The organism is Amycolatopsis sp. NPDC098790, from assembly GCF_044759945.1.
In the GTDB taxonomy this organism is placed as follows: domain Bacteria; phylum Actinomycetota; class Actinomycetes; order Mycobacteriales; family Pseudonocardiaceae; genus Amycolatopsis.
Map to the genome: position 1 here is coordinate 1753755 of NZ_JBIWAI010000002.1, position 14040 is coordinate 1767794.

The 14040-nt window shown below is 71.8% G+C and carries 12 protein-coding genes; 5 read left to right on the forward strand and 7 right to left on the reverse strand.

What is annotated here, in order from left to right; genetic code table 11:
* Positions 1-2: 2 nt before the first annotated feature.
* Positions 3-578, reverse strand: coding sequence for a DUF3090 domain-containing protein (locus ACIQWX_RS21955; RefSeq protein WP_086679168.1), 576 nt, complete (start codon positions 576-578; stop codon positions 3-5).
* Between the two features lie 76 nt (positions 579-654).
* Between ACIQWX_RS21955 and ACIQWX_RS21960 the strand changes: the two genes are divergently transcribed.
* The 3 genes from ACIQWX_RS21960 to ACIQWX_RS21970 are packed head-to-tail and all read left to right on the forward strand — an operon-like array spanning position 655 to position 3868.
* Entirely contained in the window at positions 655-2574 is a 1920-nt protein-coding gene (locus tag ACIQWX_RS21960; RefSeq protein ID WP_400873844.1) for a prolyl oligopeptidase family serine peptidase, read from the forward strand.
* Entirely contained in the window at positions 2571-3470 is a 900-nt protein-coding gene (locus tag ACIQWX_RS21965; protein WP_400873847.1) for an LD-carboxypeptidase, read from the forward strand. Before ACIQWX_RS21960 ends, ACIQWX_RS21965 begins: the two co-directional genes overlap by 4 nt.
* On the forward strand, positions 3467-3868 hold the full coding sequence (locus ACIQWX_RS21970; protein ID WP_400873849.1) for a TIGR03668 family PPOX class F420-dependent oxidoreductase: 402 nt from the start codon (positions 3467-3469) through the stop codon (positions 3866-3868). The genes ACIQWX_RS21965 and ACIQWX_RS21970 overlap by 4 nt, the downstream gene beginning before the upstream one ends.
* A gap of 41 nt (positions 3869-3909) precedes the next feature.
* On the opposite strand, the gene mptB is transcribed toward ACIQWX_RS21970, so the two are convergent.
* The 5 genes from mptB to ACIQWX_RS21995 all read right to left on the reverse strand — a co-directional run bounded on the left by mptB (position 3910) and on the right by ACIQWX_RS21995 (position 11110).
* Complete coding sequence (gene mptB / locus ACIQWX_RS21975; protein ID WP_400873853.1) at positions 3910-5442, reverse strand: polyprenol phosphomannose-dependent alpha 1,6 mannosyltransferase MptB; 1533 nt, start codon at positions 5440-5442, stop codon at positions 3910-3912.
* A 259-nt stretch (positions 5443-5701) separates the two neighbouring features.
* Positions 5702-7354 carry a nickel ABC transporter ATP-binding protein NikE gene (nikE, locus tag ACIQWX_RS21980; RefSeq protein WP_400873856.1) on the reverse strand — a complete coding sequence of 551 codons (1653 nt, stop codon included), beginning with the start codon at positions 7352-7354 and terminating at the stop codon, positions 5702-5704.
* The gene (locus ACIQWX_RS21985) at positions 7351-8247 is read right to left on the reverse strand and encodes an ABC transporter permease (protein ID WP_400873858.1); all 897 of its coding nucleotides are present in this window, start codon (positions 8245-8247) and stop codon (positions 7351-7353) included. Before ACIQWX_RS21985 ends, nikE begins: the two co-directional genes overlap by 4 nt.
* Entirely contained in the window at positions 8244-9269 is a 1026-nt protein-coding gene (locus ACIQWX_RS21990; protein WP_400873861.1) for an ABC transporter permease, read from the reverse strand. The genes ACIQWX_RS21985 and ACIQWX_RS21990 overlap by 4 nt, the downstream gene beginning before the upstream one ends.
* A gap of 2 nt (positions 9270-9271) precedes the next feature.
* Entirely contained in the window at positions 9272-11110 is a 1839-nt protein-coding gene (locus ACIQWX_RS21995; protein ID WP_400873864.1) for an ABC transporter substrate-binding protein, read from the reverse strand.
* 170 nt (positions 11111-11280) lie between these two features.
* Here ACIQWX_RS21995 and ACIQWX_RS22000 point away from each other — a divergent pair, with 170 nt between their 5' ends.
* Together ACIQWX_RS22000 and ACIQWX_RS22005 are read left to right on the forward strand one after the other, a co-directional pair.
* The gene (locus tag ACIQWX_RS22000) at positions 11281-12108 is read left to right on the forward strand and encodes a M55 family metallopeptidase (protein ID WP_400873867.1); all 828 of its coding nucleotides are present in this window, start codon (positions 11281-11283) and stop codon (positions 12106-12108) included.
* The gene (locus tag ACIQWX_RS22005; RefSeq protein ID WP_400873870.1) at positions 12101-13390 is read left to right on the forward strand and encodes a M20/M25/M40 family metallo-hydrolase; all 1290 of its coding nucleotides are present in this window, start codon (positions 12101-12103) and stop codon (positions 13388-13390) included. The genes ACIQWX_RS22000 and ACIQWX_RS22005 overlap by 8 nt, the downstream gene beginning before the upstream one ends.
* Here the strand turns inward: ACIQWX_RS22005 and ACIQWX_RS22010 are convergent.
* Positions 13380-14012 carry a class I SAM-dependent methyltransferase gene (locus ACIQWX_RS22010; RefSeq protein WP_400873872.1) on the reverse strand — a complete coding sequence of 211 codons (633 nt, stop codon included), beginning with the start codon at positions 14010-14012 and terminating at the stop codon, positions 13380-13382. The genes ACIQWX_RS22005 and ACIQWX_RS22010 overlap by 11 nt on opposite strands.
* Positions 14013-14040 lie beyond the last annotated feature (28 nt).

Genomic DNA, 14040 nt, shown 5'->3' on the forward strand with positions numbered 1-14040 from the left:
GGTCAGTCTTCGTCCGCCTCGGTCTCGCGCCGGTAGCCGTTCTGCCGGGGGCAGATGTGCCCGTTCGGGTCGAGTGGCTCCCCGCACAGCGGGCAGGGTTTGCGGCCGGCGTTGACGACGCGGTCCGCGCGTTCGGCGAAGGCGCGGGCGGCGGCCGGGCTGAGGAAGACGCGGACGGCGTCCGGGCCCTCCTCGGTGTCGTCCAGCACGACCGTTTCGTCGACCTCGCCCTCGGTGATGGCGAGCAGCTCGATGACGACGGCGCTGCTGTCGGCGTCCCAGCCCAGGCCCATGGTGCCGACGCGGAACTCCTCCTCGACCGGCACGGTGAGGGGGTCGAGGTCGACGAGGTCGTCCGGGGCGTCGTCGGGGACGTCGGCACCGAAGCGGCTGGCGACCTCTTCCAGCAGCGAGCCGAGGCGCTCCGCGAGGACGACGACCTGCTGCTTTTCGATGGTGACGCTGATGGTGCGCACGTCCTCGGAAGCCTGGAGGTAGAACGTGCGATCGCCGGGCTCGCCGACGGTGCCGGCGACGAACCGATCCGGCTGGCGGAAGACGTGGATTACGCGAGACATAGCACTGTCGACCCTAGGCCACGGGCGCATGATCGGCATCCGCCGCCCCACCTTCGCGGGCCGCTAGCCTCTGGGGGTGTCTCGGATCTCCCCGTACGGAACCTGGTCCTCGCCCATCACCGCCGCCGAGGTGGCCGCCGCCGGTGGCGGCCCGCAGTGGCTCGACGTCGTCGGGGACGAGGTGTGGTGGGCCGAGGCGCGGCCCGGTGAGCAGGGCCGGGTCGCCCTGGTGAAGGCCGGTGCGGACGGCGTGGAGGACGTGCTGCCGGCGCCGTGGAACGTCCGCAACCGGCTGCACGAGTACGGCGGTCGGCCGTGGGTGGTCGTGGGTGGTGTGGTGGTCTTCACGCACTGGGCGGATCAGCGGGTTTACGCCGTGGGCGAAACCGGTGTCGTGCCGATCACGCCGGAGCCGGACGAGCCCCAGGGAGTCCGTTTCGGCGACCTGGTGGCCGGGCGGCCCGGCGAGGTGTGGGCGGTGCGGGAGCGCGCTGTCGGACCGCGGCCGACCGACGTCTCGCGGGAGCTGGTGGCGATCGCGCTGGACGGCGGTGGGGAGCGGGTGCTGGCCGCGAGTCACCACTTCCTGACCGCGCCGAAGCTCGCGCCGGACGGTCGGCACGCGGCCTGGTTCGGCTGGGACCACCCGGCGATGCCGTGGGACGGGACCGAGCTGTGCGTCGCGCCCGTCGCCGAAGACGGCACCTTCGGGCCGCACCGCGTGCTGGCCGGCGGCGCGGACGTCTCGGTGTGCCAGGTCGAGTGGGAGACGCCGGCGTCGCTGCTGGCACTGCTCGACCCGGACGGCTGGTGGAACCTGCACCGCGTCGGCCTCGACGGGTCGGTGGTGAACCTCGCGCCCGTGGAACGCGAATTGGGCGGGCCGCTGTGGAAGGCGGGGTCGCGGTGGTTCGCGCCGCTCGGCGGCGGGCGGCACGCGGTGCTGTCCGCGGGCCGGCTGGCGGTGCTCGACGAAGCGGACGGCACCGTGGCGCCGGTGGCCGGCGAGCTGACGGCCTGGTCTTCGACGGCGTTCGCGGTGTCCGGCGACGACGTCGTGGGCGTGGCGGGCGGTCCGTCGCGTGAGGCCGCGGTCGTGCGGGTTTCCCCCGGCGGCGGGGTGACGGACCTGACGCCGCAGCCGGAGCTGCCTTCGGCGTACCTGCCGGTGCCGGAGGAGCGGGTGTTCACCACCGCCGACGGGGAGACCGTGCCGGTCGTGCTGTACCCGCCGCGGAACCCGGAGTTCGCCGCGCCCGACGGCGAGCGGCCGCCGCTGCTGGTCGACGTCCACGGCGGCCCGACCGGGCAGCACTTCGCCGCGCTCAACCTGGAGATCGCGTACTTCACCAGCCGGGGTATCGCCGTGGCGGCGGTCAACTACGGCGGGTCGACCGGGTTCGGACGCGCCTACCGGGAGCGGCTGCGGGAGCAGTGGGGCGTGGTCGACGTCGCCGACTGCGTCGCGGTGGCCGAGGCGCTGGTGGCGGCCGGGCTGGCCGACGGTGACCGGCTGGCGATCCGCGGCGGCAGTGCGGGCGGGTTCACCGCGGCGGCGTCGCTCACGACGACGAAGACCTACCGGGCGGGCACGGTGATGTACCCGGTGCTGGACCTGGCCGGCTGGACCGGCACCGAGGGCGACACGCACGACTTCGAGTCGCGGTACCTCGACGGGCTGGTCGGACCGCTGCCGTCGGCGCGGCAGCGCTACGTCGAGCGGTCGCCGCTGGCGAACTCGGCGGGGCTGGCCGGGCCGGTGCTGTTCCAGCAGGGCCTGGAGGACAGGATCTGTCCGCCGGAGCAGGCCGACCGGTTCGTGGCCGGGTTGGCGGGACGCGGGATCCCGTACGCCTACCAGCGGTTCCCCGGGGAGCAGCACGGGTTCCGGCAGGCCACCACGATCGTCGCGGCGCTGGAGGCGGAGCTATCGTTCTACGGGCAGGTGCTCGGGTTCGAGACGCCGGGTGTCGCGAAGCTGGAGCTGTCGCGGTGAGGCCCCCTCGGTTGCGGGCGGGCGACACGATCGCCGTGGTGGCGCCGGCCGGGCCGGTGCCGGCGGACCTGCTGGAGAAGGCGGTGCCGGTGCTGCGCGGGTGGGGTGTCGAGCTGCGGGTCGGGCCGTGTGTGCGTGCTTCGGCGGGATCGCCGCCCTATCTGTCCGGTTCGGACGCGGCGCGGGCGGCGGAGTTCACCGAGGCGTGGCTGGACCCGGGCGTGCGGTGCGTGCTGGCCGCGCGCGGCGGCTACGGCGTGCAGCGGATGCTGGACCTGGTGGACTGGGCGGCGTTGCGGGAAGCGGGCCCGAAGGTTTTGGCCGGGTCGTCGGACATCACGGCGCTGCACCGGGCGGTGAACGTCCACCTGGGACTGTCCACTTTGTTCTCCCCGATGCCGGCGAGCGTGCTGTTCGACGACTTCGCGGTCGAGCACCTGCGGCGGTCGTTGTTCGAGCCGGAGCTGAACGTGGTGGTGCGCGGCGGTGTGGCGTTGGTGCCGGGCCGGGCGTCGGGGGTGTTGACGGGCGGGAACCTGTCGCTGCTGGCGGCGGGGATCGGGACGCCGGAGCAGGGGTCGGCGCGGGACGCGGTGGTGCTGCTGGAGGACGTCACGGAGAGCGTGTACCGGCTGGACCGGATGCTGACGCAGCTGCTGCGCAGCGGCTGGTTCGCCGGGGTCCGCGGGATCGTCCTGGGTTCGTGGGCGGCGTGCGGCGACCCGGCGGAGGTGCGCGCGCTGCTGCTGGAGCGGCTGGGGCCGTTGGGGGTGCCGGTGGTGGAGGAGTTCGGATTCGGGCACGTGGCGTCGTCGCCGACGTTGCCGCTGGGGGTGCCGGTGACGCTGGACGCGGACCTCGGGACGCTGACGTTCGACTCCCCCGCGCTGTCGTGACTCCGGATGAGGCGCGTTCCCGGTTCGCGGCCGCGCGGGTGGCCCGGCTGGCGACGGTGTCGGCGGCCGGGGTGCCACACCTGGTGCCGGTGACGTTCGCGGTGCGGGGTGATCAGGTGGTGTTCGCGGTGGACCACAAGCCGAAGTCGTCGGTGGCGTTGCGGCGGCTGCGCAACATCGCGGAGAACCCGGCGGTGTGCTTCCTGGCGGACGGCTACGACGAGGACTGGTCGCGGCTGTGGTGGGCCCGCGCGGACGGCACCGCGCGGATGCTGGCGCCGGGGGCTGAGCCGGTCACGTGGCTGGTGGCGAAGTACGAGCAGTACGTCGAGCGGCCGCCGGAGCACGCGGTCGTGGTGACGGACGTGCACACCTGGCGGGGCTGGACGGGGTCGTGAGTGAGAAACAGGGTTAGAACACTGTTTCTCACTCACGAGCGTCAGTCGCGGAGGAACTTCTCCGGGCGGCGCCAGGCGTCGATGAGGCCCAGCGGGTCCGGGCGCAGCAGCGACGCCGCCGAGTACAGGCTCGCCACCACGACCAGCGCGATGAACCACCAGTCGTACAGGGCCTGCTCGCCCGTCGGGTAGTACACCAGCGTCACGAACACCGACACCGCCACCACCAGCGCCAAGTGCCTCGGCTGCCACTTGAACGCCGACAGGAGGACGAAGCCCCAGGTCAGGTACCACGGCAGGGTCGGCGGCATGAGGATCGCGACCGCCAGCAGGGAGATGCCCGCCCGGTAGACCGCCTCGGTGCCGCCGCCGCGGCCGAGCCACCACTGGCGGATGCCGAAGCCGATCAGGACCAGCATGCCGGCCGCTCGGGCGACCGTCACGAACGGCGACACCTGGACGTCGACGACCAGGTGGACCAGGTTGTAGAACACCTCGCCGATGCCGGTGGGGATGTTCAGCCAGTTCGCGATGAGCTGCGGGGCCTTGAGCCCGGACCACCAGCCCATGTTCAGCGAGCCGAGCGAGATCCACGTGCCGGCGACGAACACCGGCAGGAACAGCCCGACCGAGGCGGCGCCGGCGCGCAGGAAGTTGCGGACCTTGGACTCGCCTTCGAGGTGGTTGGCCCACATCCAGACGATGAACGGCAGCGCGATCGCGGCCGTCGGCTTGATCAGCATGCCGATCGTCACCAGGACGACCGCCGCGACGTGCTTGCGTTCCAGGGCGGCCAGGACGCCGATGGTGAGGAACGCGAGCATCATCAGGTCGTTGTGCGGGCCACCGAAGAGGTGGATCACCATCATGGGGCTGGCCACCGCGAGCCACAGCGCGACCGGGAGCTTGCCGCCGAGGTGCTTGACCAGCCGCGGGAGCGCCCACAGCGTCCCGGCCAGGCCCACCAGCAGCACGACGCGCATGAGGATGACGCCGAGGATCATGTTGTCGCCGGTGGTGGCGACGACGCCCTTGGAGATCAGCAGGAACAGCGGGCCGTACGGCGCCGGCGTGGTCTGCCAGAGCGGGTGGACGTTCTGCACGACGTTCGGCAGCACGTCGAGCTCGGCGGGGCCGTTGGCGTACGGGTCGAGCCCGTAGAGCAGCTGGGCGCCCTGGCCGAGGTAGGAGAAGACGTCGCGGGTGAACAGCGGCGGCGAGATCAGCAGCGGCGCCATCCAGCACCCGGCGGCGACCAGGATGGGGCGGCTGCCGACGCGGCCGAGCAGCACGTAGCGGCCGAGCCGGACCCACGCCCAGACGACGAGGCCGAAGCCGGTGTAGAGGACGGCGTTGGCGAGCATCCGGCCGTGGCCGTAGCGGATCCACGAGAGCGGGCCGTGGCCGAGCACGGGGTCCTTGATCAGGATGCCGCCGGCGCCGAAGGCCGCGAGCATGAGCAGCGTGCTGCCGACCGTGCCCATCGCGATCGTGCGGTACGGGAACCGCGAGGGCACGCGGAGCCGCTCGGCCAGCCCGGCCGAGGGCGTCTGGGGGTCGGTGGTGGTCGCCATTTCCGTTCGGAGATTACACACCGCGCTCGCGCGGAGTTCCCGCAGTGTCAGGTTTCGCCGGTCCGCTCCCGGCGCCGGGTGTCTTGAATGAGTCATTCAGGTCTTCGGAGGTCCTGAATGACTCATTCAAGACCTCGGCACTAGCCAACCCTGGCCGCCAAGCCGAGCGGAGCCGGCCCAGTCGAGCCGGGGCCGAACGTCATGAACGAGTCGTTCACGACGTTGCCGTCGCCCCTGGACCTCCGCGGCAGGGGTTGGGTCAGGTTTCGACGGTGCGGCGCTGGGCCGTGCCTCCGGGGAGGGCGGCCAGGAGGGACTTCGTGTACTCGTGGCGCGGGTCGAGCAGGACCTGTTCCACCGTCCCGGTTTCGACGAGCTCGCCGCGGTACATCACGGCGACGCGGTCGGCGATGTTCCAGGCCAGGCCCAGGTCGTGGGTGATCACCAGCGCCGCGAGCCCCAGTTCACGCCGCAGCCGCAGCAGCAGCCCGAGGATCTCGCCGCGCACGGACGCGTCCAGGGACGCGACCGGTTCGTCGGCCACCACCACCGACGGCTCCAGGGCCAGGGCGCCGGCGATGACGACGCGCTGGCGCTGGCCGCCGGAGAGCTGGTGCGGGAGCCGGTCGGCGTACTTCTCCGCCGGCCGCAGCTCCGCGGCCTCCAGGGCCCGGTGGACGACCGCGCGTTCGTCGGCGAGCTTGTGGATCCGCGGCCCCTCGGCGACGGCCTCGTACACCGTGTGGGCCGGGTTCAGCGCGCTCGTCGGGTCCTGCAGCACCAGCTGGACCTGCCGCCGGTACGCCTTGAGTCCCGCCCCGCCCGAAGGCACCGGCTTGCCGTCGTAGCGGACCACGCCGGAGTCGGGTTTCTGCAGGCCGAGCAGCGTCCGGGCGAGCGTCGTCTTGCCGGAGCCGGACTGGCCGACCAGGGCGACGATCTCGTCGCGCGACACCGTCAGGTCGACGCCGGCGACGGCGTTGATGCGCTTGCCGGTGCGGTCGCGGAAGGACACTCGCAGGTTCTCCGCGGCCAGCAGCGGCTCGCCGCCCACCACCCGGTCCGCGGGTTCGGGCGGCAGCGGGCTGCTGGTGGCCGGCGCGAACCGCGACACCGGGTCGCCGACGGTCGGGAACGCCGCGGCCAGCGCCCGGGTGTGCTCGTGCTGCGGCGCGCCCATGACTTCGGCGCTGGGGCCTTCTTCGACGATCTGCCCGTCGTACATCACCGCGATCCGCCGGCAGGTGGCGGCGAGCACGGACAGGTCGTGGCTGATCATGATCAGGCCGATGTCCTGCTCGGCGACCAGCTTCGAGAGCAGCGCGAGCACCTGGGCCTGAACGATCACGTCGAGGGCCGTGGTGGGCTCGTCGGCGATGATCAGCCGGGGCGAGCAGGCCAGGGCCATGGCGATCATGACGCGCTGCTTCTGCCCGCCGGACAGCTCGTGGGGGTAGGCGCCGGCCCGGCTCGGGGGCAGGTCGACCTGGGTGAGCAGCTCGGCGACACGCGCGTCGACGGCGGCGTCGGTCAGCGCCTTCCCGGCGGGTGGGTGCAGCCGCAGCGGCTCGGCGATCTGCTCGCCGATCTTGCGGACCGGGTTGAGCGCGTGCATGGCGCCCTGGAACACCACCGACGCCTCGGCCCAGCGGACCGCGCGCAGGCGGCCCCACTTCATGGCGGTGACGTCTTCGCCGTCGAGGACGATCTCGCCGGTGATCTTCGCGGTGCGCGGCAGCAGCCGCAGCACGCTCATCGCGACCGTGGACTTGCCCGAGCCGGATTCGCCGGCGACGCCGAGGGTGCCGCCGGGGTCGAGGGTGAGGTCGACGCCGCGGACGGCGGGCACCTCCTGCTCGCCCACCGCGTAGGTGACGTTGAGGTCCTTGAGCTGCAGCAGCGGGGTGGTCACTTCTTCAACCTCGGGTTGAGCACGGTCTCCAGGCCCCGGCCGACCAGGGTGAAGAAGAGGACGACGAGGACGATCGCGATGCCCGGCGGGAGCACGTTCCACCAGGCGCCGCGGCTGATGGCGCCGTTGTTGAGCGCGCTCTCGAGCACCAGGCCCCAGGTGACGGAGTTGGGGTCGCCGACGCCGAGGAACGACAGGGTCGCGTCGGCGATGACGGCGTTGCCGACCACCAGCGTGGTGTTGGCCAGCACCAGCGGCATGACGCCGGGCAGGACGTGCTTGCCGATGACGTGCAGGTGCCCGCCGCCGAGGGCGTGGGCGCGCTCGATGTAGGGGCGGCTTTCGATGGTCAGCGTCTGGGCGCGGACCAGCCGGGCGGTGCTGGGCCAGGCGGTGAGGCCGATGGCGACGATGATCGTCCCGACGCCCTTGGGCAGCACGGCCGAGAGCGCGATCGCGAGGATCAGCGACGGCAGGACCAGGAAGAAGTCGGTGAACCGCAGCAGCGTCGCCGACACCCAGCCGCCGAAGTGGGCGGCGGCGATGCCGATGAGCGTGCCGATGACGACCGACAGCAGGGCGGCGGAGAACCCGACGAGCAGGGAGACGCGGCTGCCCCAGATCGTCATGAGCAGCACCGAGCGGCCGAAGTTGTCGGTGCCGAGCCAGAAGTCGCCGTTGGGCGGGGACAGCGGCTGGCCGGTGGCCTTCGTGACGTCGAGGCCGCTCTGGTCGCTGATCAGCGGCAGCAGCAGGGCGACGACGACGGTGGCGCCGAGCAGGACGAGGCCGACGAGGGCGGCGCGCTGGGCGGCGAACTCCCGCCAGGTCCGGGCGATCGACGCGCGCCGGCGGTGCCAGGCGATCTGCCGGGGTGTCTCGGCGGTGGTCATGACGTACGCACCCTCGGGTCGAGCACGCGGTAGAGCAGCTCCGCGAGCAGGTTCATCAGCACGACGGCGCTGGCCAGCACGGTGAACACGCCTTGGAGCACCGGCAGGTCGGGGCCGTGCAGGGCGTCGTAGGTCAGCTGGCCGAGGCCGGGCCAGCTGAACACGGCCTCGACGGTGACCGCGCCGGAGACGACCATGCCGAACTGCATGAACACCAGCGTGGTGGTCGGCAGCAGGGCGTTGGGGACGGCGTGGCGGCGGCGCACGAGGTCGTCGCGCAGGCCCTTGGCGCGGGCGGTGGTGAGGTAGTCGGCGTTCATCTCCCCCAGCAGCGACGACCGCATGATCAGCATGTACTGGGCGTAGAACACCGCCAGCAGCGTCACGCACGGCAGCACCAGGTGGTGCAGGACGTCGAGGGTCTGGGAGAAGAAGTCGGGTGCGGCGTCCGGGGAGTGCATGCCGCGGCTGGGGAACAGGCCGTTGGTGACTACGAGCAGCATCAGGCCTAGCCAGAACTGCGGGACCGACCACAGCGTCAGCGCGATCCCGGTCTGGGCGCGGTCGAAGAAGCTGTCGCGGCGCCAGGCGGCGCGGATGCCCAGCCACAGGCCGATGAGCACGGCGAGGACGGTGGCGCTGCCGACGAGCAGGATGGTCGGCCAGAGCCGTTCGCCGATCATGTCGGCGACCGGGCGGCCGTTGTTGAGCAGCCGGGACTCGCCGAGGTCGCCGTGCAGCAGGTTCCAGAAGTAGGTGCCGAACTGGACGAAGACGGGCTTGTCGACGCCCATCTTCTCGCGCAGCTCGGCGATCTGCTGGGGGCTGGTGACGCGGTCGCGGGTCATCGCCGCGACCGGGTCGCCCGGCAGCATCCGGAAGAGGAAGAAGAACAGCACGACCACCAGCACGACGCTGACGACGGCTTCGAGGACCTTCTGGAGCACGAACCGGGCGGTGCCGGTCCCGCCGCGGTGCTCGTCGGGGTCGACGAGCACCGCGGCCTGGTCGGGCGTGGTCATGCTTACTCGCGGTCCTCCGTGGTCTTGTTCCGGCGGCTGATGACGACCCCGCCGACGATGATGATCACCAGGACGACGGCGCCGACGACGATCCACACGACGGTGCCGTCGGAGCCGCCGCCGGTGGCGTTGGCGTCCGTCGTCCCGTCGCTGCCGGCCGGGGTCGCGCCGTAGACGCCCCAGTAGCCGGTCTGCTCGAGGATCGCGCCCTTGGGCTGCGGCTGGGTGGTGAAGGCGGAGAACTTGTCGGAGCGGTAGGCCTCGAGCGCGTTCTGGTAGTCCAGCACGATCGTCGGGAACTGGCTGTAGAGCCGGGCCTGGGCCTGCTTGACGTAGTCCGCGCGCTTGGCGTCGTCGGTTTCGGTCAGCTGCTTCTTGTACAGGTCGTCGTAGGCCGCGTCGCAGAAGAACGTGTCGGTGCTGCCGCCCTTGCCGTCGGCGCTGGGGCGCGCGGCACAGGTGTGCAGCGAGAGCGCGTAGTCCGGGTCCGGGTTGGTGCCGTAGCCGCCGATGGCGAGGTCGTACTTGCCGGTGGCGGTGCGGTCGGACAGCTCGTCGTCGGAGACGAGGTCCTGCTTGACGGTGATGCCGATGTCCTTGAGCCAGCCGCTGACGTACTGGGCGACGCCCTGGTCGTAGCTGCGGTTGGAGTGGCCGGTCAGGCGCAGTTCCAGCTTGGCGCCGCCGGGCGCGGTGCGGACGCCGTCGGCGCCCTTCTTGTAGCCGGCCTGCTCGAGGGTGTTGTTCGCGGCGGCGAGGTCGAACTTGACCTTCTCGGTGTCGCTCGGGTCCCAGTGGTAGGCGCTGTAGACCGGGGGCACGATGCCGCCGCCGACCTGACCGAGGCCCTTGAGCACCTTGTCCACCAGCGCCTGCGTGTCGACGGCCTGGGTGATCGCCTTGCGGACGTTGATGTCCTTGAGCACCGGGTTGCCGTCGCCGATGGGGTTGTTCGAGCTGTCGGTGACGCCGAAGTTGAACGCGAGCTCGTCGTAGCGGCGGCCGGGGGCGGCGTTGGTGGTGATGCCCTCCTGGCCCTGCAGCGCGGCGAACTGGTTGGGGTTGAGCCGGTTGATGACGTCGACTTCGCCCTGCTTGAGCGCGTTGACCGCGGCCTCGGTGTCCTTGAACTGCAGCAGCTGCAGTTCGTCGATCTTCGGGGCGCCGCGCCAGTAGTCCTTGTTGGCCGCGAGCTTGACGTACTCGTTGGGCTTGTATTCGGTGACCTTGAACGGGCCGTCGGAGACGCCGGCGATCTTGAGGTCGTCGGTTTCGGGGGCCTTGAGGTCCTTGACCCCTTCCCAGATGTGCTGGGGCACGATCGGGACGTCGAGCAGGTTCATGTTGACCTGCACGGCCTTGGTCTTGATGACGAGGGTGGTGTCGTCGGGCGCGGTGACCGTGTCGAAGTTGGCCACGTAGTTGCCGTTGGCGGTGCGCGCGTTCTCGTCGGTGAGCATCCGGTTGAAGGTGAACGCCGCGTCCTTGGCGGTCACCGGCTGCCCGTCGCTCCACTTGGCGCCGCTGCGGATCTTGAACGTCCAGGTCAGCTTGTCCGGCGACGGCGTCCACGACTCGGCGAGCGCGGGCGCGGCCTCGGCCTTCGCGGCGTCCGGGACGGTGAGGAACTCGTAGGTGAACCGGCCGATCTGCGTCGAGGCGGCGAGCACGGCGGTGAACGGGTTCAGGTGGTCGATGCCGGTGGTCAGCGCGACGCGCAGCACCTTGCCCTGCTGGGCCTGGGCGGGCACGGCGAGCGGGATCGCCGCCAGCCCCGCGGCCGCGACGACCGCGCCGATCCGCCCGATTCTGCGTTGAAAGTGCACCAAAAACCACCCCATCGTTCTCGCTGTGAAGCCTCCCCAAGGACGAGAAGTAACCACATACCGCCACAACCGCGCAATATGTGGCCGCTGCGGCAGGTGTCCGATCGTTATCGATCGCTTTCGACGACGCTGCGTGATCGGGGAGCCGCGGCGGGGGTCGCGGCGGCCTGGCTAGAGTGCCGGGCATGCGCATCCTGATCTCGGCGGACATGGAGGGCGCCACCGGCGTCACCTGGACCGACGACGTCGTGCCCGGTTCGCCGCAGTGGGACCGCTTCCGGCGGCTGTTCACCGGCGACGTCAACGCGGTGCTGGCCGGGTTGTTCGACGCCGGCGCGGCGGACGTGCTGGTCAACGAGGCGCATTCGTCGCAGCGGAACCTGCTGCTGGAGGACCTGGACCCGCGGGCGCGGATGCTGACCGGGCGGCACAAGCCGCTGTCGATGATGCAGGGGATCGACTCCGGTGTGGACGGTGTGGTGTTCCTGGGCTACCACGCCGGCGCCGGGTTCGACGGGGTGCTTTCCCACACCTACCTGGAGAACCAGATCACCGGGGTGTGGCTGGACGACGTCCCGGCGAGCGAGGGCAGGCTCAACGCGGCGATGGCCGCGGAGTACGGCGTCCCCGTCCTGCTCGTTTCGGGTGACGACAAAACGTGTGACGACGCCCGTGACTACGCTCCGGAGTCGGAGCTGGTCCAGGTGAAGGAGTGCGTGAGCCGGTACGCGGCGATCTGCCTGCCGCCGGCGCGCACGGCGGACCTGCTGACCGGCGCGGCGGCCGACGCGATGGCGCGGGCCGGGCGCGAGGAGCGGCAGGTCCGGGGCCACCGGATCGAGGTGGAGTTCGACGCGAGCCACCTGGCGCAGTCGACGGCGGTGATCCCGACGGTGGAGCAGATCGGGACGCGGCGGGTCGGGTTCGACGCGCCGAACATGACCGAGGCGATGAAGTGTTTCAAGGTCGTCACGGCGATCGCGGGCGGGGCGGTGCAGGGCATCTATGGCTGACGTCGTCGAGCTGTGCGCGGACCTGATCCGGTTCGACACGACCAACCGCGGCAACAACGACGCTCGTCCGGAGCGGCCGGCCGCCGAGTACGTGGCCGCGTTCCTGGACGGCCTCGGCATCCCGTCGCGGATCCTGGAGGCGGCGCCCGGACGGGCTTCGGTGATCGCGCGGGTGCCGGGGACCGACCCGTCGCTGCCGGCGCTGCTGGTGCAGGGGCACCTGGACGTCGTCCCGGCGGACGCGGCGGACTGGTCGGTGCACCCGTTCGCCGGCGAGGTCCGCGACGGCTGCCTGTGGGGCCGCGGCGCGACCGACATGAAGGACTTCGTGGCGATGGTCCTCGCGGCGCTGGCGGGCGGGGTGCGGCCGCGGCGTGAGCTGGTGCTGGCGTTCGTGGCCGACGAGGAGGACCGCGGCGAGTGGGGCGCGCATTGGCTGGTGGCCCATCACCCTTCGTTGTTCGAAGGCTGTGTGGCGGCGATCAGCGAGTCGGGCGGCTACACCTACCACGTCCCGGCGGCCGACGGGCGTGACGTGCACCTGTACCCGGTCGGGACGGCCGAGCGCGGCACGGCGCACCTGAAGCTGACCGCGCGGGGCCGGGCGGGGCACGGGTCGCGGCCCAACGACGAGAACGCCGTCACCCGGTTGGTGGGGGCGTTGCACCGGATTTCGTCGCACCGCTGGCCGGTGTCGCTGACGCCGGCGGTGCGGGCGTTCCTGGAGCGGACCGGCTCGGCGCTGGGTGTGCCGGTGGATCTTGCTGATGTGGACGCGGCGGTGGCGGCGTTGGGCCCGGCGGGGTCGCTGGTGCTGCCGACGGTCCGCAACAGCACGACCCCGACGATGCTGGACGCGGGCTACAAGGTGAACGTGATCCCGTCGACGGCGTCGGCGCAGGTGGACGTGCGGGTGCTGCCGGGGACCGAGGAGTCGTTGTTTTCTGCGCTGGACGAGCTGCTCGGCGAGGGCGTGACGCGGGAGTTCGTGGCGCACCAGCCGCCGGTGCAGGCGCCGGTGGACTCTCCGTGGTTCTCGGCGATGGCGTCGGCGTTGAAGGCGGAGGACCCCGAGGCCGTGGTGGTGCCGTACTGCCTCGGGGGCGGGACGGACGCGAAGGCGTTCGCGCAGCTGGGGATCGCCAACTACGGGTTCGCGCCGTTGTGGCTCCCGAAGGGTTTCCCGTACCGCGCGATGGCGCACGGGGTGGACGAGCGGGTCCCGGTGGAAGGCCTGCACTTCGGGACCCGCGTGCTGTCGCGGTTCTTGGCTAGCGTGTGAACTCCGCCCAGTAGCGGGCGCCGTCGCGGATGGTCTCCAGGCCCACCAGCTTCACGCCGTCCTGGGCGACCGACTCGATCTCCTTGCGGCTGAACGGCCACGGCGGCCCCGGTTCCGGTGCGACGTTCTCCTCCGCCACCTCCGACACCAGCATCGTCCCGCCCGGGGCGAGGAAGCCGGCCAGCGACGTGATCGCCGCGGCGCGGAACTCTCGCGGCATCGCCTGGATGTTGATGATCTCCACGACCAGGTCGAACGCTTGGTGCCACTCCCCCGGCGGCTTCAGCAGGTCCGCCACCACGTAGTCCACCCCCGACTCCGGGAACCGCGCGCGGGCGGCCTCGACCGCGGCCGGGGCGACGTCGAAGCCCGTCACCGCCCAGCCCGCCGCCGACAGCAGCTCGGCGTCGTCGCCCAGGGCGCTGCCCACCACCAGGGCCCGGCGGCCCTCGCCGGGCTCCACCCAGTCGGCCAGGTCGGCGTTCGGCGCGCCGCGGGTCCAGGGGACCTCGGCTTCGCCGCGGGCGGCGGCGGTGTAGAGCTCGTCGAACCAGCGGGTCGGGCTGCCGTCGGCGAGGGAAGCGCGGGAGAGCACCCGGTCGGCGGGTTCCGGCGTCGTCATGGGCGTGACCTTAGCGGCGGCGCCGGAC

What these genes read in the sequence shown, in the direction of transcription:
- ACIQWX_RS21985 (WP_400873858.1), bottom strand. Translation starts at nt 8,247, where the DNA reads ATGACCACCGCCGAGACACCCCGGCAGATCGCCTGGCACCGCCGGCGC.
- ACIQWX_RS22000 (WP_400873867.1), top strand. Translation starts at nt 11,281, where the DNA reads ATGCGCATCCTGATCTCGGCGGACATGGAGGGCGCCACCGGCGTCACC.
- mptB (WP_400873853.1), bottom strand. Translation starts at nt 5,442, where the DNA reads ATGGCGACCACCACCGACCCCCAGACGCCCTCGGCCGGGCTGGCCGAG.
- ACIQWX_RS22005 (WP_400873870.1), top strand. Translation starts at nt 12,101, where the DNA reads ATGGCTGACGTCGTCGAGCTGTGCGCGGACCTGATCCGGTTCGACACG.
- ACIQWX_RS21990 (WP_400873861.1), bottom strand. Translation starts at nt 9,269, where the DNA reads ATGACCACGCCCGACCAGGCCGCGGTGCTCGTCGACCCCGACGAGCAC.
- ACIQWX_RS21955 (WP_086679168.1), bottom strand. Translation starts at nt 578, where the DNA reads ATGTCTCGCGTAATCCACGTCTTCCGCCAGCCGGATCGGTTCGTCGCC.
- ACIQWX_RS21995 (WP_400873864.1), bottom strand. Translation starts at nt 11,110, where the DNA reads ATGGGGTGGTTTTTGGTGCACTTTCAACGCAGAATCGGGCGGATCGGC.
- ACIQWX_RS22010 (WP_400873872.1), bottom strand. Translation starts at nt 14,012, where the DNA reads ATGACGACGCCGGAACCCGCCGACCGGGTGCTCTCCCGCGCTTCCCTC.